The following is a 22222-nucleotide window of genomic DNA, read 5'->3' on the forward strand; positions in this document are numbered from 1 at the left end:
GCCGCGGACTCGGGGGCCGGGACCCACGCCACCCGGTAGCGCCACGCGTCGGCGCGAGCGCGGGCGCTGTCCTCGCGGCGCAACCGGGCCAGGAGGGGCAACGCCGGGCCGAGCGCCCGCGCGGCCTCGGCCCTGGCCGCCGCGTCCCCGCCGAGCCCGGCGGCCAGCGCCTCCGCGTCCTCCCGCTCCACCGCCGCCCACAGCCGCCCTGAGGCGTCCCCGCCGTCCGCGGCCGGGGCGGGGCGGCTCGGCCAGTACCGCCGCTCCTGGAAGGCATAGGTGGGCAGTTCGGGCAGGCGCGCCGGGCGGCCGGGCAGGGCCCGCTCCCAGCGGACCGGCGCGCCGCGCACGTACGCCTCGCCCAGCGCCCGCAGGAAACGCTCGGGGTCGCCCTCGCCGCGCCGCAGCGTGCCCACCGCCGCCGCGCCGCTGCCCCCGGACCCGGCCGAGTCGATGGCCTCCTGAACGTCCGTCAGCAGCACCGGGTGCGGGCTCACCTCGACGAACAGGTCGTGCCCGTCCGCCAGCAGCCGCCGCGTGGTGGCCGCGAACTCCACGGGCCGGCGCAGGTTCCGGACCCAGTACGCCGCGTCCAGGGCGCCGGTCTCCAGCGGCCCGCCGGTGACCGTGGAGTACAGCGCCGTGTGCCCGGCCGCCGGGCAGATCCCGTCCAGCGCCCGGCGCAGCTCCTCGCCGGTCTCCTCCACCTGCGCGGAGTGCGAGGCGTAGTCCACGGGAACGCGCCGGGCGCGCACCCCTTCGGCGGCGCAGGCGGCCAGGAAGGAGTCCAGCGCCCCGGGCTCGCCGGAAAGCACCACGGAGTCGGGCCCGTTGACGGCCGCGAGCGACAAATCCCCGCCCAGCGCGGCCAGCCGCCGGCGCGCCTCCGCGGCGGGCAGGGCCACCGAGGCCATCGCCCCGCGCCCGGCGAGCCGTTCGCGCACCAGGCGGCTGCGCACGGCCACCACCCGCGCGGCGTCCTCCAGGGAGAGCCCGCCCGCGACGCAGGCCGCGGCGATCTCGCCCTGGGAGTGCCCGGTCACGGCGTCCGGCTCGACGCCGTAAAGCCGCCACAGCGCGGCCAGGGACACCATCACCGCGAACAGCACCGGCTGCACGACGTCCACCCGCTCCAGCGGCGGGGCGCCCGGCTCCCCGAGCAGCACGGCGCGCGGCGACCAGCCGGTGAGCGGGGTCAACGCCCGTTCGCAGGCCGCCAGTCGCTCGGCGAAGGCGGGGGAGCGCTCCAGCAGTCCCGCCGCCATCCCCGGCCACTGCCCGCCCTGGCCAGGGAAGACGAACACCACCTTGCGCCCGGCCGCGGCCTCGCCCACGGGCAGCCCGGGCTCCGGCCGTCCGGCGGCCACGGAGGCGAGGCCCGCGAGCAGCGCCTCGCGGTCCCGGCCCAGGACGACGGCCCGGTGGGGCAGGTGGGCGCGGGTCTCGACCAGGGCGTGCGCCACCGCAGCCGCGCCCGGCCCGGGGCGTCGCCCGGTCAGGTGCGCGTGCAGGCGGGCGGCCTGGGCGCGCAGGGCCGCGCCGTCGAGCCCGGAGACCACCCAGGGCAACGCCCGGCCCGGCGTTGCCCCGTGGCGCTCCTGCACGCCGGGGTGCCCGCCGTCCCCCTCCGGCCCGTCCGCGGCGAGGTCCGGCCCCTCCTCCAGGATGACGTGGGCGTTCGTCCCGCTGAGGCCGAAGGAGGAGACGCCCGCCCGGCGCGGGCGGCCCGCGCGCGGCCAGGGCCGGGCCTCGGCCAGAGGCTCCAGGCCGCTCTCGGCCCAGGGCACGCGCCGGCTGGGCTCCGCGAGGTGCAACGACCGCGGCAGCGCACCGTGGCGCAGGGCCAGCACCGTGGCGAGCGCGCCCGCCAGGCCCGAGGTGGCCTGCGTGTGGCCCAGGGCGGACTTGACCGAGCGCAGCAACAGCGGCTTGCCGTCCGGCCGTTGCCGCCCGTAGACCTCCGCCAGCGCCTGCGCTTCGATCGGGTCGCCCAGCGTCGTGCCCGTGCCGTGCGCCTCCACGGCGTCCACCTCGTCGGGCGCGAGGCCGGCGTCCGCCAGCGCCAGCCGGATGACGGCCTGCTGGGCGGGGCCGCTGGGCGCGGTGAGGCCGTTGCTCGCGCCGTCCTGGTTCGTCGCCGTGCCGCGGACGACGGCCAGCACGCGGCGGCCCTCGCGGCGGGCGTCGGAGAGCCGCTGGAGGAGGAGCACCACCACACCCTCGGCCAGCCCCATGCCGTCGGCGGCCTCGGAGAACGCCTTGCAGCGGCCGTCGGCGGCGAGCCCGCCCAGGCGGCTGAACTCCGTGAACACCAGCGGAGAGGCGATCACCGTCGTCCCCGCCGCGAAGGCCGCCCGGCACTCGCCGCGCCGCACGGCCTGCACCGCCAGGTGGAGGGCCACCAGGGAGGAGGAGCAGGCCGTGTCCACCGTCACCGCGGGCCCGGACAGGCCCAGCGCGTAGGCGACGCGGCCGGAGACCACGCTCATCGCCGTGCCGCTGACCACGTGCCCCGCGGCGGCCTCGTCCGCCGCGCCCGCCTCCCAGGCGCCGTACCCGTGGTACCCGGCGCCGACGAACACCCCGGTCCGACTCCCGTGCAGGGTGGCAGGGTTGAGCCCGGCGCGCTCGGCCGTCTCCCAGACGGTGGTCAGCAGCAGGCGCTGCTGCGGGTCCATCGCCGCCGCCTCGCGCGGGCTGATGCCGAAGAAACCGGCGTCGAAGTCGGCGGCGTCCGCCAGGAACCCGCCCTCGGACACGGCGGAGAACCCCGGCCGGCGGGGGTCGCCCGACAGCAGCGCGGCCAGGTCCCAGCCGCGGTCGGCGGGGAAGGGGCCGATGACGTCGCGCTCCTCGGCGAGCAGGGCCCACAGCTCCTCGGGCGACCTGATCCCGCCGGGCAGGCGGCAGCCGGCCGCGACGACCGCCACCGGATCCCCCCCGGCCCGGCTCGCCGCCGGTGCGGGGGGTGCCTCCGGGGCAACGGCCGGGGCGGGCGCGGCGGGCGGCGGGCCGGCCAGCAGCGCGGACAGGCGCCCGGCCAGCTCCGCGACCGTGGGGTGGTCGAAGACCACGCCGACCGGGAGGCGCAGGCCGGTCGCCGCCGCGAGGCGGTTGCGCAGGTCCACGGCCGTCACGGAGTCGAGGCCCTGGGCGCGGAACGGCCGGTCCGGGTCGAGGAGGTGGGGGCCGGCGTGGCCCAGGGCCGCCGCCGCGTGGCCGCGCACCAGCTCCCGCAGGGCGCGCTCCCTGCGCTCCGGCGGCAGCCCGGCCAGCCGCCCGCGCGCCCCGGCCGCCTCGTCCGCCGCACCGGTCGCGGCCGTCCGACCCTCGGGGCCGTCCTCCGGTGCGTCCGCCAGGCCCGCCGGCGCGCGCGCCTCGGGGACGCCCGCGAGCAACGGCCGGGGCCGGGCAGCGGCGAACGCGGGCGCGAACCGCTCCCAGTCCACGTCGCACACCGCCACGGACGTCTCCTCGTGCTCCACCGCGTCCGCCAGCGCGTCCAGCGCCGCCCCGGGGTCCATGAACCGCACCCCTCGCGCCAGGAGCCGGTCCCTCTCCAGGCCCGCGGCCATGCCGCCGCCGCTCTCCGGGTCCCAGATGCCCCAGGCCACGCAGGTCGCGGGCAGGCCCCGGGCGCGGCGGCGGGCGGCCAGGGCCTCCAGGGCGGCGTTGGCCGCGCCGTAGGCGGCATGGTCCGCGCTGCCCCACACGCCCGCGATGGAGGAGAACAGGACGAACGCCCCGGGCGCGCCCGGCCCTTGGAAGAGCGCGTCCAGGTGGGCCGCGCCCGCGACCTTGGCCCGGACCGTCCCGGCCAGCAGCTCCCCGTCCGTCCCGGCCAGGGGCACCAGCGGGGCCAGTCCGGCGGCGTGCACGACGGTGCGCACCGGCGGCCCCTCCTCCCGCAGCCGTTCGGCCAGCGCCGCCAGGGCCTCGGGGTCGGCGACGTCGCAGGCCGCCACATGGGCGCGGGCGCCCAGCGCCTCGATGCCGGCGGCCAGCCCGGCGGCGCCCGGCGCGTCGGGCCCGCGCCGGCTCACCAGCACCACGCGCTCGGCGCCCTCGCGGGCCAGGCGGCGCGCGACGTGCGCCCCCAGGGCCCCGGTGCCGCCGGTGACCAGCGCGGTGCCGCCGCCGCGCAGGCCCGGCCCCGCGCCCCGGCCCTCCGGGAGCGGGGCGCGGACCAGGCGCCGGGCGAGCACCTGGCCGCCGCGCAGGGCCAGTTGGTCCTCCGGGCCGTAGCGGGACAGGGCCCGCGCGAGGTCCGCGCCGGTCCCTCCGGCCGCGTCGGGCGGCAGGTCGAGCAGGCCGCCCCAGCGCTCGGGGTGCTCCAGCCCGGCCACCCGGCCGAGACCCCAGGCCATCGCCTGGGCGGGGCTCGGCCCGCCCCCCTCGTCCCCGGCCACGGCCACCGCGCCCGCCGTCACCAGCCACAGGGGGGCGGGGATGCCGGCGTCGCCCAGCGCCTGGATCAGCGCGAGGGTGCGGGCGGCGCCGGCCGTCAGCCCCGGGCGGCCCGGCAGCGGCCTCTCGTCCAGGGCCAGCAGGGACAGCACCCCGACGGGGGCCGCGCCCCGCCCGGCCGTCCGCCGCAACTCCCCGGCCAGTCCGGCGCGTTGGGCCGCCGAGCCGGGCTCCCCTGCGTCGTCCCCGGGCCGCAGCACCTCCGTGCCGCCCAGCTCCGCGAGGGCGGCGGCGCAGCGTTCCACCACCCCCGGGGTTACCTCGGGAGGCGGGGCCACCAACAGCCAGTGTCCGCGCGGAGGTTGGGGGGCGCCCTCCGCGGGGCGGGCCGGCTCCCAGACGACGCGGTAACGCCAGTGGCGGGCGGCGGCCCGCCGCCGGTGCGCGCGCCGCCAGGCCGCCAGCGCGGGCAGGGCCGGGATCAGCGCCTCGGCTCCCGGGGCGCCGAGCGCGTCGGCCAGCCCCTCGGCGTCCTCGCGCTCCACCGCCTCCCACACCCGGGCCTCCGCCGCGTCGGCCGGGGCGGAGGACGGCGCGGTAGGGGCGTCCGCGCCGTCCTCCGCCGGGAGCCAGAAGCGGCGCTCCCGGAAGGCGTAGGTCGGCAGGGGCACGGGCCGCGCCGGAGCCCCGGGGAAGGCGGGCCGCCAGTCCACGGGCACGCCCCGCACGTGCAGTTGCGCCAGGGAGGTCAGCATCCGGCGCGGCCCTCCGTCCTCCCGCCGCAGCGTGCCGCACACCACCACCCCCTCCTCCGCGGCCTCCTCGCGGGCCGCCTCGACGGCGGCCGTCAGCACGGGGTGCGGCCCCACCTCGACGAACACCCGGTGCTCGTCGGCCAGCAGGCGCCGGACGGCGTCGAGGAACCGCACCGGCCGCCTGAGGTTGTCCGCCCAGTACGCGGCGTCCAGCCGCTCGCCGTCCACGGGCGCGCCGGTCACCGTCGAGTACAGCGGGATCGCGGCCCGGCGCGGTGCGAGCCCGGACAGGGCCTCCGCCAGCGGCCCGCGCACCGCCTCCACCTGCGGGCCGTGCGCCGCGTAGTCCACGGGCAGGCGCGCGGCCCGCACGCCCTCGGCCTCCAGCGCCGCCGCCAGCGCGTCCAGGGCCTGCGGCTCGCCGCTGAGCACGACGGAGCGCGGCCCGTTCTCGGCGGCCAGCGCGATCCGCCCCTCCCACGGCTGGAGGCGGCGGCGCGCCTCGGCGGCGCCGAGGGCGGCCGACAGCATGCCGCCGCGCCCGGACGCCTCCCGGGCGATCAGCGCGGAGCGCAGGGCCACGACGCGCGCGGCGTCCGGCAGGGCCAGCGCCCCGGCCACGCAGGCCGCGGCGATCTCGCCCTGGGAGTGACCCACGACCGCGTCGGGGCGCACCCCGTGCGCCCGCCACACCTCCGCCAGCGCGACCATGACGGCGAACAGCGCGGGCTGCACCACCTCCACCCGCTCCAGCGGCGGCGCGCCGGGCCGCCTGCGCAGCACGTCCTCCAGGGACCAGTCCACCCAGGCCGCCAGCGCCGCGTCGCAGGCGGCGATCCGCTCCCGGAAGACGGGGGAGCTCTCCAGCAGCCCTGCGGCCATCCCGGGCCACTGCCCGCCCTGCCCGGGGAAGACGAACACCACCGGACCCCGCGCCCGCGCGCGCCCTCGCACCACGCCTCCGCCCGTGAGCGGGGGGACCCCCGGGGCGGCCGTTCCCCCCTCCAGGGCGGCCAGGCCCCCGGCCAGCGCCGCCCGGTCCCGGCCGATCACCACCGCCCGGTCCTCGAACGCGGCGCGGGTGGTCGCCAGCGCGCGCCCGATCCCGGCCGGGGAGGCGTCCGGCACGGCCTCCAGGTGGGCGCGCAGCCGCCCGGCCTGCGCGCGCAGCGCCTCCTCGCCGCGCCCGGACAGCGGCCAGGCGACGAACGGCCCGCCGCCGTCCGCCGGTTGACCCCCGGCGTCCCAGGCCGTGTCCCCCGGGTGCTCCTCCTCTTCCCCGGCCTCGGGCGGCTGCTCCAGGATCACGTGGGCGTTGGTGCCGCTGATGCCGAAGGAGGACACGGCGGCGCGGCGCGGGCCGTTCCCCTCCGGCCAGGGGCGCCGCTCCGTCAGCAGCCGGACGCCGCCCGGGGACCAGTCCACCGCGCCGGCGGGCCGCTCGGCGTGCAGGGTGCGCGGCATCGTCCCGTGCCGCAGGGCGAGAACGGCCTTGATCACGCCGGTGACCCCGGCGGCGGCCTGCGTGTGGCCGAGGTTGGACTTCACCGAGCCCAGCCACAGCGGGCGGCCCGGCGGGCGCCCCCGCCCGTAGACCGCCAGCAGCGCGCCGGCCTCGACGGGGTCGCCCAGGCGCGTGCCGGTGCCGTGGGCCTCGGCCAGGTCCACGTCGCCGGGGCCCAGGCCCGCGTCGGCCAGCGCCCGGCGGATGACCTCCTCCTGGGCCCGGCCGCTGGGCGCGGAGAGGCCGTTGCTCGCGCCGTCCTGGTTGACGGCCGAGCCGCGCAGGACGGCCAGCACGGGGTGGCCGTTGCGGCGGGCGTCGCCCAGCCGCTCCAGCAGCACCAGGCCGACGCCCTCGGCCAGGCCGAAGCCGTCGGCGGCCTCCGAGAACGCCTTGCACCGGCCGTCGTGGGACAGCGCCCGCTGCCGGCTGAACTCGGCGAACGGCCCCGGCCCGGCCAGCACGGTCGCCCCACCGGCCAGGGCCAGCGAGCACTCGCCCGCCAGCAGGGCGCGGCGGGCCAGGTGCAGGGCCACGAGCGAGGCGGAGCAGGCGGTGTCCACGGTCACGGCCGGGCCGCGCAGCCCGAGCGCGTAGGCGATGCGGCCGGAGGCGACGGCGGGGAGGTTTCCCGTCACCAGGTGCCCGGCCACCTCCCGCCCCGCGCGGTGCCAGCCGGGGCCGTACCGGGCGTCCATCGCGCCGACGAACACGCCCGCGTCCGTGCCGCGCAGAGCCGTCGGGTCGATCCCGGCGCGTTCCAGCGTCTCCCAGGCGGTGGTCAGCAGCAGCCGCTGCTGAGGGTCCATGGCCAGGGCCTCGCGGGGCGGGATGCCGAAGAACGCGGCGTCGAACTCGCCCGCGCCGTCGAGGAATCCGGCTCGCGCCTGGTAGTAGGCGCCCGGGCGGGCCGCGGCCCCCTCGGCGTCCGGCGCCAGCAGCGCGCGGTGGTCCCAGCCCCGGTCGCCGGGGAAGGCGCCGACCGCGTCCCGCCCCTCCTCCAGCAGCCGCCACAGGTCCTCGGGCGCACGCACGCCGCCGGGCAGCCGGCAGCCCAGGGCCACGACGGCGACGAGTTCCCCGGCGCCCCGCGCCTCCGGCGCGCTCCGGTCCGGCCGTTCACCGGAGAGCAGCGCCAGCAGCCGGCGCGCCAGCGCGGCCGGCGTCGGCTCCTCGAAGACGAGGGCGGCCGGCAGCCGCAGCCCCGTCTCGCGCGCCAGCCTCGCCCGCAGCTGAACCCCGGCGGCTGAGTCGACCCCCAGCTCCCGAAAGGCCACCCCCGGATTCACGGCCGCGCCCCGCCGCCCCCCGGTCACCGCCGCCAGCTGCTCCAGCACCACCCGCAACACGACCCGCTCGGCCGCCGCCTCCGACAACCCGGCCAACCGCCCCCGCAACGCCGCCCCCGCCCGGCGCTCCGCACCGGGACCGCCGCCCGGGGGAACGCCGGGCCCCTCCTCCCCAAAACCGCGCTCGCCGCTGCCGCAGGCACCGGCCGCACCGGCGCCCGCGGCGGCCAGACCTTGCCCGCCGCAGGCATCCGCACCGGTAACGGCTCCGCCGGAGGCGCCCACCCCGGGCAGGCCCTCGCCGGAGGCGTCCGCCCCGGAAGCACCCTCGCCGGCGGCGCCTTCGCCGGACGGAACCTCCCCGGCGGAGGCGACAGCGTTCGCGGCGGCGGCCGGGGCGGGGCCCAACACCCGCGGCCAGCGGACCTGCGCGCCCGCCGCGTATGCCTCCGCCAGAGCCGTCGTGAAGCGCCGGTGTTCGCCGGGCCCGCGGTGGAGGGAGGGGATGATCGTCGCATTGGCGCCCGACTCCTCCGCGGCGTCCTGGAAGCCGGCGGCCAGCACGGGGTGCGGCGTGATCTCCACCAGCAGGCGGTGGCCGGCGCCCAGCAGGCCGTTCGCGACCCGGTCCAGGCGGGCGGTGCGCCGCAGCAGGCGCCACCAGTACGAGGCGTTCAGCGCCGTCGTCTCCAGCGCCGTCCCGGTGAGCGAGGAGTGGAAGGCGACCCGGCCGCGGCGCGGGCGCAGGCCGCCCAACTCCCGCAGCAGCGGCGCCCGCAGCGCGTCGAAGCCGGGGGAGTGCCCGGCCACGTCCACCGCCACCCTCCTGGCCCGCACCCCCTCCGCGGCGCAGCGCGCCACGAACGCGTCCACCTCCTCCGCCGCCCCCGAGACGACGCAGGAGCGCGGCCCGGTGACGGCGGCCAGGTGCAACGCCCCCGGCGCGGCGGCCAGTCGAGCCGCCGCTTCGGCCTCCGGGAGCAGCACCGAGGCCATCGCCCCGCGCCCGGCGACGGCCGCCTGCGCCCGCGCCATCGCGGTGACGACGAGCGCCGCCTCCGGCAGGGTCAGCGCCCCGGCGACGTGCGCCGCGGCCACCTCCCCGAAGCAGTACCCGGCGACCGCCGCCGGCTCCACGCCCGCCGCGCGCCACAGCCCCGCCAGCGCCGCCATCACCGCGAACAGGGCGGGCTGCACGACCTCCACGGCCGTCAGCCCCGGCGCGCCCGGCGCCCCGGCCAGCACCTCGTCGAGGGACCAGTCCACGTGCGGGGCCAGCGCCCCGGCGCACTCCCGCAGGCCCGCCGCGAAGGCCGGGGAGGCGTCCCGCAGGCCCAGGGCCATCCCGGCCCACTGCGGCCCCTGGCCGGGGAAGAGGAACGCCGGGCCCGCGCCCGGGGAGCCCGCGGGCCCGGCCGGGCCGCCCTCGCCGCCCGCCAGCCGCGCCAGCGCCTCGCGCACCTCCCCGGCGCCCTCGCCCCAGAGCACGGCCCGCCACGCCTCCCCCCGGTCCGAGGCGGCCAGGGCCCGCGCGACCGGTGTCGGGTCCGCCCCGGCCGGGCCGCCCAGGCGCCGCCGCAGCGCCCCGGCGGCGGCGCGCAACGAGGCGTCGTCCGGCGCGGACAGCACCCAGGGCAGCTCGCCCGGCCGCAGCCGCAGCAGGGCGGCAGGCTCCTGGACCGGCTCACTCGTGTCGTCGGGCACGCTCGCTTCGCCCCCTCGGTGCGGCCTGAGGCGCGCGCGCCGCCGAGGGCGCGCGTCGGGAAGTGCTGACGAAAGGCTTCCGGAAAATCCGATGGTCCAAACGGCGGAGAGAAGTGTCCCGAATAAGTCGTCAAAGCCGAAGATTGAGGGAAACGATTCTGTTGCCCCGCCACGGAACCGGGGCGCGAGCCGCACTTCGCTCGCCCTGGAGTCGCACTTTTCCGGGATGACGAGACGCCGCGCGCCGTCACGTCTCCCCAGCTCACGGCCCGCGCGTCGCGGAAGCGGGCGCCCCCGCCGCCGGGGTCGCGAAACGGAATTCCCGCGCGCCCGCTCTTTCCGTCCGTCATTCGAAGACCGGCGCGACAGAAGAGGCGAATGCCCGCCGGAGCGGAAAGCTGCGCCCGCTGCAACGCGCAATTCCGCGCATTTCCGGGCCGCCGCGCCCGGCTTTCCCGGCGCGCCGCCAAGTGCGCCGCCGGGGGAGCGGCAGCCCCACTCCGTCGCCGAACGTCCCGCGCCCCGGCGCGCGGCGCGGCCCCGGCGCCCCCGCTGCCCGCCGACCCGCCCCGACCGGGGAGGCCGCGGCGGACCCGCGCCATGTCCGGCGGGCGTGGCGGGCGTTGAACCGCACGGGCGGCCGGTCCCCCAAACCATCGGCATCCGATATCGTGGTCCGATATCGGGCTTCGTCACCGAGGCCGGCACGCTCCGACGGGAGAGATCCCATGTCCAAGTCCCTCACCCCCGCGGACCTCCCCGACCAGCTCACCCGGCGCCTCGGGCTCGCCGACGCCGTGGTGATCGGCCTGGGCTCGATGATCGGCGCCGGGATCTTCGCCGCGCTCGCCCCGGCCGCCCGCGCGGCCGGCTCCTGGCTGCTTCTGGCCCTGGCCCTGGCCGCGGCCGTGGCCTACTGCAACGCGACCTCCTCCGCCCGCCTCGCCGCCCGCTACCCGGCCTCCGGCGGCACCTATGTCTACGGCCGCGAACGCCTGGGCCCCTTCTGGGGCTACCTCGCCGGCTGGGCGTTCGTCGTCGGCAAGACCGCCTCCTGCGCGGCCATGGCCCTGACGGCGGGCTGGTACCTGTGGCCGGGCCAGGCCCACGCCGTGGCGGTGGCCGCCGTGCTGGCCCTGACCGCCGTCACCTACGCCGGGGTGCACAAGTCGGCGCTGGTCACCCGCGCGATCGTCGCCGCCGTCCTGGCCGTCCTCGCCGCCGTGGTGGTCGCCGCCCTCGTCGCGGTCGGCCCGGCGCCGGAGGGGGAGGGCCCGGGCCCGGACGTCACCGCCGGCGGGGTGCTCCAGGCCGCGGGCCTGCTGTTCTTCGCCTTCGCGGGCTACGCGCGCATCGCCACCCTCGGCGAGGAGGTCCGCGACCCGCGACGCACCATCCCGCGCGCCATCCCCATCGCGCTGGGCATCACCCTGATCGTCTACGCCGCCGTGGCCGTCGCCGTCCTCTCCGCCCTCGGCCCCGGCCGACTCGCGGACGCCGCCGCCCCGCTGGCCGACGCGGCGCGCGCCGCAGGAGCCGACTGGCTGGCCCCCGCGGTCCGCGCCGGGGCTGCCCTCGCCGCGCTCGGCGCGCTCCTCGCGCTGATCCTCGGCGTCTCCCGCACCACCCTGGCCATGGCCCGCGACCGGCACCTGCCACACGCGCTCTCCGCCGTGCACCCCTCGTTCCAGGTGCCGCACCGCGCCGGACTCGCCGTCGGCCTCGTGGTCGCCGCGCTGGCCGCGACGGCCGACCTGCGCGGCGCGATCGGCTTCTCCTCCTTCGGAGTGCTCGTCTACTACGCCGTGGCCAACGCCTCGGCCTGGACGCTGACCCCCGAGGAGGGCCGCCCCCCGCGCGCCGTCCCCGCGCTGGGCCTGGCCGGCTGCCTGATCCTTGCGTTCGCCCTGCCCACGTCCGCGGTGCTCACCGGCGCCGCCGTCCTGGGGGCGGGCGCCGCGGCCTACGGCCTGCGCCGCGCGCTCGCCATCCGGCGCTGAGACCAGCCCGCGGCCAGCGCCCCGGCGCCTCAGTCACCCGGGCCGTTCCCGCCCTCCAGCACCTCGCGCGCCAGCTCCCGCAGCGCCCGCCGGTCCTCGGCCAGCGCCGCCCGCCCGGCCTCGGTCGCCCGGTACACGCGGCGGGTCCGGCCGCCGACCACCCGCTGCTCGGAGACCAGCAGCCCGTCCGACTCCAGCCGGTGCAGCGTCGGGTAGAGCGTGCCGGGGCTGATGCGGTACCCGTGCCGGGCCAGCTCCTCGGCCATCCACGCGCCGTGGATCTCCTCCTGGGCCGCGTGGTGCAGGATGTGCAGCCGCACCGCCCCCCGCTGGAACTCCCGCAAGGCCGGACACCCCCAGACAGTGACGAGGCCGATATCGGGCCCCGAGTCTACGCCGCGTCACCTCGCCGCCCCGGCCGCCGCCGGCCGGGGCCATCAGCCGCGCGGCCCGGCTTCCCTTCACCTTTCCTTCCCCTCCCGGCCAGCGGCCCGACCCCCGCTCCGCGCCCCGGCTTACCGTCGGGACGTGAACGCCCCGCCGACCCGGGGCGCCTCGCAGCCCCGCCCGCCTCCCGCCGCCGAAGGACCGTCCCGCCGTGCTCGTCGCCCGATCCGCCGCCCTGTTCGCCGTCGCCGCCCTGTTCGAGATCGGAGGTGCCTGGCTGATCTGGCAGGGCCTCCGCGAGCACCGCGGCTGGATCTTCGTGGGCGCCGGGGCCGTCGCCCTCGGCCTCTACGGGGCCGTCGCCACCCTCCAGACCGAGGAGAACTTCGGCCGCGTCCTGGCCGCCTACGGCGGGGTCTTCGTCGCCGGGTCCCTCGCCTGGGGCATGGTCGCCGACGGCTACCGCCCCGACCGCTACGACCTGATCGGCGCCGCCGTCTGCCTGGCCGGCATGGCCGTGATCATGTACGCCCCGCGCGGGCAGTGACCCCCGGGTGCGGCGGCGCTCCGGCTCAGGCCAGGGCCTGCGCGGCGTACAGCAGGCCGAGGCCCGCGGCCAGCGCGCCGAGCAGCAGCCGCAGCGCCCGCTCCGGCAGGCGCGGCTGGAGGCGGGCCCCGAGGTAGCCGCCGGCCAGCCCGCCCGCCCCGCAGGCCAGGCCCAGCCACCACTCCGGCGCCACGTCCCCCGCGCTCACCAGCGACAGCAGCGCGAAGGCAGTCGCCCCGGCGACCGAGGTCACGAACGTCACCGCCAGTGCCGCCGGGGCCACCCGCGCCACCGGCAGCCCCCTCCCCGCCAGGAGCGGCCCGACGAGGGAGCCCCCGCCGATTCCGTACAGGCCGCCGACCGCCCCGACCGCCAGGGCCAGCCCGGTCAGGGCCCGCGCCGAGGGCTCGGCCGCCTCCGGCAGCTCGCGGGCCGGCGCGAGGGCGCGCGCGCACAGCCACAGGCCCAAAGGCAGCAGCAGCGCCGCGATCAGCAGCCGGAACGCTGCCGGACCCGGCAGCGCGAACACCCGCACGGCCGCGCCCACGGCCACCCCGGGCAGCGTCCCGGTCACCAGCCGCCGCGTCAGCTCCCCGCGCAGCGCGCCCCCGCGCCGGTAGCGCCACAGGGCCCCGGGCACGGCCACGACGTTGAACAGCAGGTTCGTCGGCGTCACCGCCGGATTCGGCACGCCCAGCACGCTCAGCTGCACCGGAAGGAGGAAGACCGCCCCGGACACCCCGACGGGCGTGGTGACGGCGGCGAGCAGAAAACCGGCGGCGACCCCGCCGAGCAGTATCCAGCCGTCCACCTCGCCACCGCCCTTCCCGCGCCGCACCAGTATCGACGCCCGCCGCGCGCCCGGCCCGCCAGAAGCGTTCCCCCCGCGCGGGGGCGCCGCAGTACGCTGGCCGGCATGCAGCGCGCCCAGCTCACGACGACGCCGGAGCATCTCCCGGCGCGCTGACAGACGACCTGATCCGAAGCCCCGGGGCGAGCACCCCGGGGCTTCGCCGTGCGTGCCGGGGCCGGCCCGCCGCGGGCCTCCGCGAGGAGAGCACCGTGCACGGATCGCCACCCCCACCCCGCCGACGCCGACGCCGATGCGCACCCCGCCCACGACCCCGCCCACGCCCACGCCCACCGACCACGATCACGACCACCGCAGGCTCGGCCGCGCGCTCGGCCTGTTCGGCACCGACCCCCTGATCGGGGCCGGGCTGCCCTACTGGCTCCCGGACGGCGCCACCGTCCGCCACGCCCTGGAGGAGTACGTCCGCGAGGCCGAACGGCGCGCCGGCTACCGACACGTCTCCTCGCCCGTCCTCGGCAAGCGCGAGCTGTACGAGCTCTCCGGGCACTGGACCCACTACGACGACGCGATGTTCCCGCCGATGGCCGTCGGCGGCGAGCAGCTCGTGCTGCGCCCCAGCCTGTGCCCGCACCACGCCCTGATCTACCGCTCCCGGGCCCGCAGCCACCGCGAACTGCCGCTGCGCCTCGCCGAGTCGGGCGGCATGTTCCGCCCGGAGCTGTCCGGGGTGCTGGGCGGCCTGACCCGCGTGCGGGCCATCCACCTCAACGACGCCCACATCTTCTGCGCCCCCGGCCAGGTCGCGGACGAGGCGGCCGGGGCGCTGGCCCTCATCCGCGACGCCTACCGGGCGATGGGCATCGAGGCGGCCCGCCACCGCCTCTCCCTGCCCGGTCCCGGCGGCAAGTACGTCGCGGAGCCCGAGCTGTGGCGGCGTTCCACCGCCCTGCTCATCGAGGCCCTGGAGCGCTGCGGCCTGCCCTACGAGGCGGCGGAGGGCGAGGCGGCGTTCTACGGGCCCAGGATCGACGTGCAGGTGGCCGACCGCGCCGAGCCGCGAGTCCACCCTGTCCACCGTGCAGGTCGACCTGCACCAGCCGGAGCGTTTCGGCCTGCGCTACACCGGCCCCGACGGCGCCCGGCACCGCCCGGTGATGGTCCACCGCAGCGTCATCGGCAGCGTGGAGCGCGCCGTGGCCCACCTGATCGAACGCCACGGCGGCGCGCTCCCCGCCTGGCTGGCCCCCGTGCAGGTGGCCGCCCTCCCGGCCGCCGAGGCCGTTGGCCGCCCCGCCGCCCTCGTAGCCACCCGCACCACCGCCCTGTGGGAGGACGGCGCGGCGCCCTGAGGGCCGGCCCGTCCCGCCGGGGCCGGAATCCGGCCGGAAAGCGCCGTTACCTTTTCTGCACAACGCCTTCACGATGCCCGGGACCGGCAACGAAGGGGGCAGGAATGGACCGCGGTTACTACGAGGGGATGGCCGACTCGCAGCAGAGTTCCGGCAGCGAGTTCGAGCCCGAGGAGCCCGACGAGCCGGACGACGAGGAGGAGGCGCCCGCCGTCACCGGCAAGCGGAAGCGGCAGGACAGCGAGGAGGACGGGGACGACGGCGAGGGCGGCCCGGCGCCCAAGCGGCGGCGCACCGAGCCGGGCGACGAGGACTCGGACGCCTCCGCCTCCCAGCCGGACCTGGACGAGCTGATCAAGCGGTTCGTCCGCGGCGCCTCCGCGTGGGCGAGGGCCAACGACGCCCGGGTCAGGGCCGCCTACGCCAGCGACGGCGGCTGGGAGGTCTGGCTGGAGGTCGAGCTGTACCTGTGGCTGAGCGAGCACGACCCGGACCTCGGCCTCGCCCGCCAGAACCCCTACCCCGGCCAGGCGAAGCGTGCCCAGCGCGGCGACCTGCTGATCGGCGACGCGATCACGGTCGAGCTGAAGGCCGAGACCGCGCGGGAGACGGGGGAGGCCTTCGCCGCCCGCGTCGCGAGCGACCAGGGCAAGGTCGACGCGGGTCAGGACGAACGCCCGGCGCTGGTCGTCGCGTTCGCGTGCACCGAGGAGGGCTCGGCCGAGCTGCGCACTCTCATCGTCGGCGCGCCCCTGGACGCGGGACCCGTCTACATCCACTGGGAGGCGACGGCCGGCTGACCGCCGCCTCCCCGACCACTGGCCGCCGGCCGGCCGCTTCAGGGCTTGCGGCCCACCCCGCCCCACGCGGCGCCCCGGGTCGCGTCCGTGTCCTCCACGTCCGGGCGCCAGGTGGCGATCGGCACCACGCCCGGCGGCACCGGCTCCAGGCCCTCGAAGAAGCTCGCGATCTCCTCCGGGGGCCGCAGGTGGTAGGGCAGCGCGCCGCTCTCGTTGTAGATGCGGGTGGCCTCCGCGTTCTCCCGGTGCGTGGTCACGCTGTCGTTCAGGGCCAGGTAGCTGCCGGAGGGGAGGAGGTCCAGGAATCCGCGGACGATGGCGCGGGCCTCCTCCAGGTCGGCGACGTGGCCCAGCGTCTGCATCAGCGTCAACGCCACGGGCCGGCGCAGGTCCAGCGTTCCGGCGGCCTGGCGCAGCACCCCGGCCGGGTCGTGGAGGTCGGCGTCCAGGTACTCGGTGACGCCCTGCGGGGTGCTGGTCAGCAGCGCGCGGGCGTGGAGGAGGATCAGCGGGTCGTTGTCGACGTAGACCACCCGGGAGTCGGGGGCGACCCGCTGCGCGATCTCGTGCGTGTTGTCGGCCGTGGGGAGCCCGGTGCCGATGTCCAGGAACTGGCGGATGCCCGCCTCGCCCGCCAGGTACCGCACCGCGCGGGCCAGGAAGTACCGCGAGGCGCGGGCGAGGACGTCGATGCCGGGGAAGACGGCGCGGAACTCGTCCCCGACGCGGCGGTCGGAGGCGTAGTTGTCCTTGCCGCCCAGCCAGTAGTTCCACACGCGGGCCGAGTGCGGCACCTCGGCGTCGACGCCGGGCACGGGGCGGTCGCTGGTCACGGTATCTCCCCACCGTCGGTTCCGGAAAGCAAGAGACATCATGACCGCCCGCCCGCCTCCCGCCTACCGTCCGGGCACGTCAACCCCCTTCCGTTACCCGCCCGTTGGGACATCCGACGCCCCGGTCCGCCCCGCCTCTCTGCCACGATCAGGTGAACGTCGCCCGCCGTTGCCACCCTGCGCCGTCGCCCCTGGTAAACGCTGGGGGTGGGGCCGTCGTCGGCGGGGCGGCGGCCGACGGACGGCCGGGACGGCCGTGGCGGAAGGGGTCGTGTGGGAATCATGTTCGCGCAGCGGGGCGGGACGCTGCCCTCGGAGCGCACGAGCTTCGTCGGGCGGGCGGAGGAACTGGCCCGCGTCCGCGAAGGATTGCGGCGCGGCAGGCTGGTGACCCTGTGCGGGCCCGGGGGCGTCGGCAAGAGCCGGACCGCGCTGCGCGCCGCGGCGGCCCAGCGGGATCGTTTCCCCGACGGGGTGCGGCTGGTGCAGCTCTCGGCCCTGCGCGACCCTCACCTGCTGCCCGAGGCCCTGGCCGCGGTCTTCGGCCTCCCCGACCAGCCGGGCCTCTCCGCGCTGGACGCGGTGGTCACGCACGTCCGCGAGCGGCGCGTGCTCCTGGTCCTGGACACCTGCGAGCACCTGGCCGACGCCTGCGCGGCGCTGTGCGACGTCCTGCTCGGGGAGGCCGAGCAGGTCAGCGTCCTGGCCACCAGCAGACAGCCCCTGGACGTGCCGGGCGAACAGCTCCTGCCCATCGCGCCCCTGGCCCGCGAGGACGCGCTGGAGCTGTTCGCCCAGCGCGCCGCCGAGGCCGCGCCCGGCTTCGCCGCCACCGAGGCCAACCGCCGCCTGCTCGCCGCCCTGGTCGAGCGCCTGGACGGCATCCCGCTGGCCCTGGAGCTGGCCGCCGTCCGGCTGCGCGCGGTCCCCCTCGCGGAGCTGGCCCGCCGCCTGGACCAGCGCTTCGAGGTGCTCACCGGCGGCCGGCGCGGCGCCCGGCCCCGGCACCAGACGCTGCGCACGGCCATCGGCTGGTCCTACGAGCTGTGCACCCCGAAGGAGCGGCTGCTGTGGGCGCGCCTGGCGGTCTTCGCCGGCTCCTTCGAACTGTCCGTGGCCGAAGGGGTCTGCGCAGGCGGGGACCTGCCGCGCGCGGAGGTGCTCGAAGCGCTGGTCGGCCTGGTCGACAAGTCGGTACTCCTGCGCGAGGAGGGCCCCGAGGCCCGCTATCGGATGCTGGACACGATCCGCGAGTTCGGGGCCGAGCAGATGGAGCGCGACGGCGACGCGGAGGCCGTGCGCGAGCGGCACCTGGCGCACTACCGGGAGCTGGGCGCGCGCTTCTGGGACGAGCTGCTGACCCCGGCGCAGGCGGGGCTGCACCGCGCCCTGCGGACCCAGATCGCCGACGTGCGCGCCGCCCTGGCCCACGCCTTCGCGGACCCCGGGCGGGCCGCCGGGGGGCTGTGGCTGGCGGCGCAGCTGGCGCCGTTCTGGCGGGCGGCCGGCACGATGGCCGAGGGGCGCTCCTGGATCGACAAGGGTCTGTCCCTGGTCCCCGAGGACTGCCCCGAGCGGGCGTGGGGGCTGTTCATGACCGGCGTCTCCGCCGTGTGGACCGCGGACCTGCCCACCGCGGTGGAACGATTCTCCCTGGCCCGTGAGGTCGCGCTGCGCGTGGGGGAGGAGCGGGTCGCGCTGTTCACCGACCCCTACCTGGGCGCGATGGCCGCCCTGGGCGGGGACTTCGAGGCGGGGCTGGCCCGGCTGGAGGCCGGCCGGCAGGCGATCCTGGCGGCCGGGGACGGCCTGGGCATCGCCGTGGTCCACCACGAGGCCGCCCTGCTGCGGGCCGTCCTGGGCGACACGGCGGGCGCGCTGGAGCTGTGCGCCACGGGCCTGGCGTTTCTCGAGGGCACCGGCGAGGTCCAGTTGCGCGCCTCCACCCTGGTGGTCCTGGCCGCGATCCGCTGGCTCTCGGGGGACCACGACGGCGGCGCGCAGGCCGCCCGCCGGGGCCTGGACGGCGCCGCCGAGATCGGCGAGGTCCTCATCGCCGCCCTGGCCTGCCTCCTGCTGTCCTGGCACGCGGCACGCCGCCGCGAGTGGGCGCGGGCCGCCTGCCTGCTCGGCTTCGCGGAGAACGCCCGCCAGCTGCACGGCGACCCCGTCGCCATGCTCCCCAGCCTCCTCGAACAGCACGAGGCGGCCCGCGCGGCCGTCCGCTCCGCGCTCGGCGAGGAGGACTTCGCCCGCTGGCACCGGGCCGGCGCCGGGATGTCGGACGAGGAGATCCAGGAGATGGCGCGCTCCGAGACCCAGCCCCCCGCCGCCCTCCCGCACGCCCGCCGCGGGCGGCCGGGGGCGGAGAACGCCCTCACCCCGCGCGAGCGGGAGGTCGCCGCCCTCGTCGCCCGCGGCCTGTCCAACCGGGAGATCGCCGAACGCCTGGTCATCTCCAAGCGCACGGCCGACAGCCACGTCGAGCACATCCTCGCCAAGCTCGGCCTCAGCTCGCGCACCCAGATCCCGCCGCCCTAGTGCGTATACCGAGCTGCCCTCGCCGGGAGGGATCCGCACACCGATCCCTCCCGGCTACCGATGGCAACGCCCCTGGCGGGCGGGAGACTCGGGGTGCCGCCGGAGGAACGGAGGCCGGGTGCGGACAGGTGGTTTCCCCCCATGGCTGTCATGGCAAGACGCCCGGCTCACTCCTCCGGCGGCCCTCCACGCCCGGCACCCCGCCCGCTCACGCCGCCGCCCCGCCCCGCTCCCGGCGTGAGCAAGGCCATGCGCCGCGCGGGCTGCCCGCGCGGCCCCGGGCTCGTACCGTCGGAGCATGACGGCTCACGGACGAGCGTTCGAGGCGCGGGCGTACCCCTGCGGAACGACCCCGGCGCGCCCCGCTGTTGACCGCCTCCGGTCCGTCACCTGTGCGCCGGCCTCCGAGCCGGACCGGCCTGTCCCGTCCGACAGAGGAGACGTGAGATGACCGAAGCCCCGCCCGAACTCGCCGAGGAGGTCCGCGCCCAGGTCCGGGACCGCTCGGCCTACCTCAAGGTCATCGAGCGCCTGAACAAGGCGTCGGTGGAGAAGCACTGGGAGGCGTACGCCGACATCCCCTGGGACGACCCCGCGTTCGCCGTGGACAAGGACGACCCGCGCTGGATTCTGCCGCCCGAGGACCGGCTGGGCGCGACCGCCTGGTACCGGTCCCAGCCGGTCGAGGTCCAGGCGCAGATCGGGCTGTGGCGGGTGGCCACGGCCATGAAGATCGGCCTGCAGTTCGAGAACCTCCTCAAGCGCGGGCTCCTCAACTACGCCTACCGCCTGCCCAACGGCCGCCCCGAATTCCGGTACGTCTACCACGAGACGACCGAGGAGTGTCATCACGGCATGATGTTCCAGGAGTTCGTCAACCGCACCGGCCTGCCCGTGCGCGGCATGCCGCGCGCCCTGAGCGCCCTCGCGCAGGTCACCCCGTGGATTCCCCTCATCAGCACCGAGCTTTTCTTCGTCTTCGTGCTCGGCGGCGAGGACCCCATCGACCACGTGCAGCGCAAGGCCGTCAAGGAGGGCCGGATCAAGCACCCGCTCCAGGACCGCATCATCCGCATCCACATCGCCGAGGAGGCCCGGCACATCTCCTTCGCCCGGCACTACCTCAAGCACCGGGTGCCCCGGATGAACGCCTTCCGCCGCTTCCTCCTGGGCCGGCTCACCCCCGGCATCATGGGCTCGATGGCGCGGATCATGCTCTCCCCGCCCGGCCCGATGGTCCGCCGCTTCCGCATCCCGCGCGAGGTCGTGCGCGAGGCGTACCACTCCCCGGAGGCCCGCGCCGAGATCCGCGACTCGGTGGCCAAGGTCCGCGAGCTGATGGCCGAACTCGGCATCCTCAACCGCTGGAACCGCCACCTGTGGCGCTGGTGGGGCATCGACGAGGCCCCGGCCGCGCGCCCGTCGGCCGCCTCCTGACGGCTCGCCGCGAGCCCGTACCCCTGGGCACGAGCCGGCCCGGACGGGGCGTGGGCCTCCCGTCCGGGCCGGTGCTGGGGGAAGAAGTGCCGGGTCAGGCGGCGCAGTTGGTGCTGCGGTACTCCTCGATGGGGCCGCCGGCCGGGGGCGCGGGGCACAGGAACCGCTCGTACCGGGTGTCGTTGTCGACATAGAGCTTCAGCCAGGCCACGGTGTACTGCGCGATGGTGGTGTCGAAGCTGACGGGCGTGGTGTGGGTGCCGTTGTTCAGCTCCAGGTAGGCGCGCTCGGGAGCGCCGAGGCTGGCGTAGAACCGCTCGGCGTGCTGGCCGACCGGGGTGACCGTGTCGTTCTCCGAGCCGAAGATCATGGTGGGGACCGTGGTGTTCGACCAGCTCTTCCAGGTGTGGTACGGCGTCAGCGGCACGGAGGCCTGGAGTCCGGGGTGCAGGAAGGAGGCGCGCAGCGCGCCGCCGCCGCCCATGGAGTGCCCGGCCACGGCGAGCCGGCCGGGGTCGACCCGGGCGCGGACCGAGCTGGTGCCGGTGAGGTAGTCCAGCGCGTCCAGCAGTTGCCGGCCGCGGGAGTCGGGCTGGTCGTAGACGCTCTCGGTGTTGATGGTGAAGACGACGAAGCCGTGGGAGGCCAGGGTGCGGCCGTACCAGGCGATCGAGGACTGGTCCGCCGTGTACCCCGGGGAGATGGCGATCCCGCCGAAGGTCCCCTGGCTGGTGTCGGTGGGGTAGTAGATGGTGCCGCCGTCGAAGGTCGGCCGGTCCGGGACGGTGACCGTCGCGTAGTCGAACGGCCCCTCCTGGGCCTGGATCGCGGCCAGGGTCGGGTCCGGGCCGCGCCGGAACTCCTCGTCCGCCGTCGCCTCGGCCGCGACGGCGCTCCCGGTCAGGGCGGGCAGGCTCCCGGCGAAGAGGGCGGCCCCGGCGACGGCGCCGCTGACGGCGAGCCTCAGCCGGGTTCCGCGAAGGCGGCGGGCGGTGCGGTGTCTCATGGAGAACTCCTGTGTTCATCCGAGGACCGAGTGGGACTTCGCTCTCGCGAGGGGCGCGGCCCGGGGCCGGCGCCATGAGCGCGACAAGCGAGCAACCGGGACGTTACGGCGAGCCGTCGCGTTCGCCAATGTCGAACGCTGTTTACGATAAGCACGTAACTGCCCGGGACTCGCGTGCGAGAAGACGGCGCCGTGGACGGCAGCCGCCGGGCGTGCCTTCGCCGGCGCGATGCCGGCGCGGCCGAGCCCGCGCGGGTGTCAGCGCCCCCGCGTCAGCGGGCCGACCCGGCCCAGGACCGCCGGCTCCTCGCGGTCGGGGACTTCGAGACACCCAGTACGGTCGGGGCGAGGCGCGGGCCCGGCCGCGCGCCGAACGCCCCAGCCCCCACCTCCAGCCGGAGCGCCCCATGCCCCCCGCCCCCGCCCCCGACGCGGCCCCTGCCGCGCCCCGCGCCGCGACGCCCGCCGCGGCCGACGCCGGACTGCTCGTGCTGCGCCTGGCCATCGGCCTGTCCATGGCCGCGCACGGCGCCCAGAAGCTCTTCGGCTGGTTCGACGGCCCCGGCCTCGACGGCACCGGCGCGTTCTTCTCCTCCCTGGGGTACCCCTCGGGCCGGACCATGGCCCTGATCGCGGGGCTCTCCGAGACCCTCGGCGGCCTCGGCCTCCCCCCCCGCGCCGAGGCCGAGCCCCGCGGCCACCTCCTCCCCCACCCCGGCCGCCCCAGCCACTACCAGGCCCCCGACACGGGGGCCCCGGCCTGAGCCCGGCCTCACCGCCCCTCGGCAGCCGGTCCGCCCGCTCCCGCCCGGCCCGGGCGGAACCGGCGCCGCAAAACGGGCCGACCGA

Annotated in this window: 10 protein-coding genes and 2 pseudogenes; 7 read left to right on the forward strand and 5 right to left on the reverse strand. The window is 77.9% G+C overall.

Features of this window, described 5'->3' with window-relative positions:
- A partial coding sequence (locus RM780_RS26280; RefSeq protein ID WP_311633398.1) for a type I polyketide synthase occupies nucleotides 1–9659 on the reverse strand: 9659 nt, incomplete at its 3' end.
- 728 nt (nucleotides 9660–10387) lie between these two features.
- On the opposite strand from RM780_RS26280, the gene RM780_RS26285 reads away from it, so the two are divergent.
- Nucleotides 10388–11659 (forward strand): APC family permease, encoded by a 1272-nt coding sequence (locus RM780_RS26285; protein WP_311633399.1) that lies wholly within the window; start codon nucleotides 10388–10390, stop codon nucleotides 11657–11659.
- 29 nt (nucleotides 11660–11688) lie between these two features.
- Here the strand turns inward: RM780_RS26285 and RM780_RS26290 are convergent, their stop codons facing one another.
- Nucleotides 11689–12003: a PadR family transcriptional regulator gene (locus RM780_RS26290; RefSeq protein ID WP_311633400.1), complete on the reverse strand. Its 315-nt coding sequence runs from the start codon at nucleotides 12001–12003 to the stop codon at nucleotides 11689–11691.
- Nucleotides 12004–12257: 254 nt separating this feature from the next.
- On the opposite strand from RM780_RS26290, the gene RM780_RS26295 reads away from it, so the two are divergent.
- The gene (locus tag RM780_RS26295; RefSeq protein WP_311633401.1) at nucleotides 12258–12593 is read left to right on the forward strand and encodes a YnfA family protein; all 336 of its coding nucleotides are present in this window, start codon (nucleotides 12258–12260) and stop codon (nucleotides 12591–12593) included.
- Between the two features lie 25 nt (nucleotides 12594–12618).
- On the opposite strand, the gene RM780_RS26300 is transcribed toward RM780_RS26295, so the two are convergent.
- Nucleotides 12619–13404 (reverse strand): sulfite exporter TauE/SafE family protein, encoded by a 786-nt coding sequence (locus tag RM780_RS26300; RefSeq protein WP_311633402.1) that lies wholly within the window; start codon nucleotides 13402–13404, stop codon nucleotides 12619–12621.
- 292 nt (nucleotides 13405–13696) lie between these two features.
- On the opposite strand from RM780_RS26300, the pseudogene RM780_RS26305 reads away from it, so the two are divergent.
- A pseudogene (locus RM780_RS26305) lies at nucleotides 13697–14729 on the forward strand (aminoacyl--tRNA ligase-related protein); the annotation flags it as partial.
- Nucleotides 14730–14860: 131 nt separating this feature from the next.
- Complete coding sequence (locus RM780_RS26310) at nucleotides 14861–15556, forward strand: hypothetical protein (RefSeq protein WP_311633403.1); 696 nt, start codon at nucleotides 14861–14863, stop codon at nucleotides 15554–15556.
- A 38-nt stretch (nucleotides 15557–15594) separates the two neighbouring features.
- Here RM780_RS26310 and RM780_RS26315 read toward each other — a convergent pair whose 3' ends face one another.
- Nucleotides 15595–16389 (reverse strand): SAM-dependent methyltransferase, encoded by a 795-nt coding sequence (locus RM780_RS26315; protein WP_311633404.1) that lies wholly within the window; start codon nucleotides 16387–16389, stop codon nucleotides 15595–15597.
- Nucleotides 16390–16662: 273 nt separating this feature from the next.
- On the opposite strand from RM780_RS26315, the gene RM780_RS26320 reads away from it, so the two are divergent.
- Together RM780_RS26320 and RM780_RS26325 are read left to right on the forward strand one after the other, a co-directional pair.
- Nucleotides 16663–18930 (forward strand): ATP-binding protein, encoded by a 2268-nt coding sequence (locus RM780_RS26320; protein WP_311633405.1) that lies wholly within the window; start codon nucleotides 16663–16665, stop codon nucleotides 18928–18930.
- 447 nt (nucleotides 18931–19377) lie between these two features.
- Nucleotides 19378–20367, forward strand: coding sequence for an AurF N-oxygenase family protein (locus RM780_RS26325; protein WP_311633406.1), 990 nt, complete (start codon nucleotides 19378–19380; stop codon nucleotides 20365–20367).
- Between the two features lie 94 nt (nucleotides 20368–20461).
- Here RM780_RS26325 and RM780_RS26330 read toward each other — a convergent pair whose 3' ends face one another.
- Nucleotides 20462–21373 carry an alpha/beta hydrolase family protein gene (locus RM780_RS26330; protein WP_311633407.1) on the reverse strand — a complete coding sequence of 304 codons (912 nt, stop codon included), beginning with the start codon at nucleotides 21371–21373 and terminating at the stop codon, nucleotides 20462–20464.
- Between the two features lie 407 nt (nucleotides 21374–21780).
- Between RM780_RS26330 and RM780_RS26335 the strand changes: the two are divergent.
- Nucleotides 21781–22041, forward strand: a pseudogene (locus RM780_RS26335) (DoxX family protein); the annotation flags it as partial.
- Between the last annotated feature and the right edge of the window lie 181 nt (nucleotides 22042–22222).

Origin of the sequence: Streptomyces boetiae, assembly GCF_031845405.1 — a bacterium.
Taxonomy (GTDB): Bacteria; Actinomycetota; Actinomycetes; order Streptomycetales; family Streptomycetaceae; genus Streptomyces; species Streptomyces boetiae.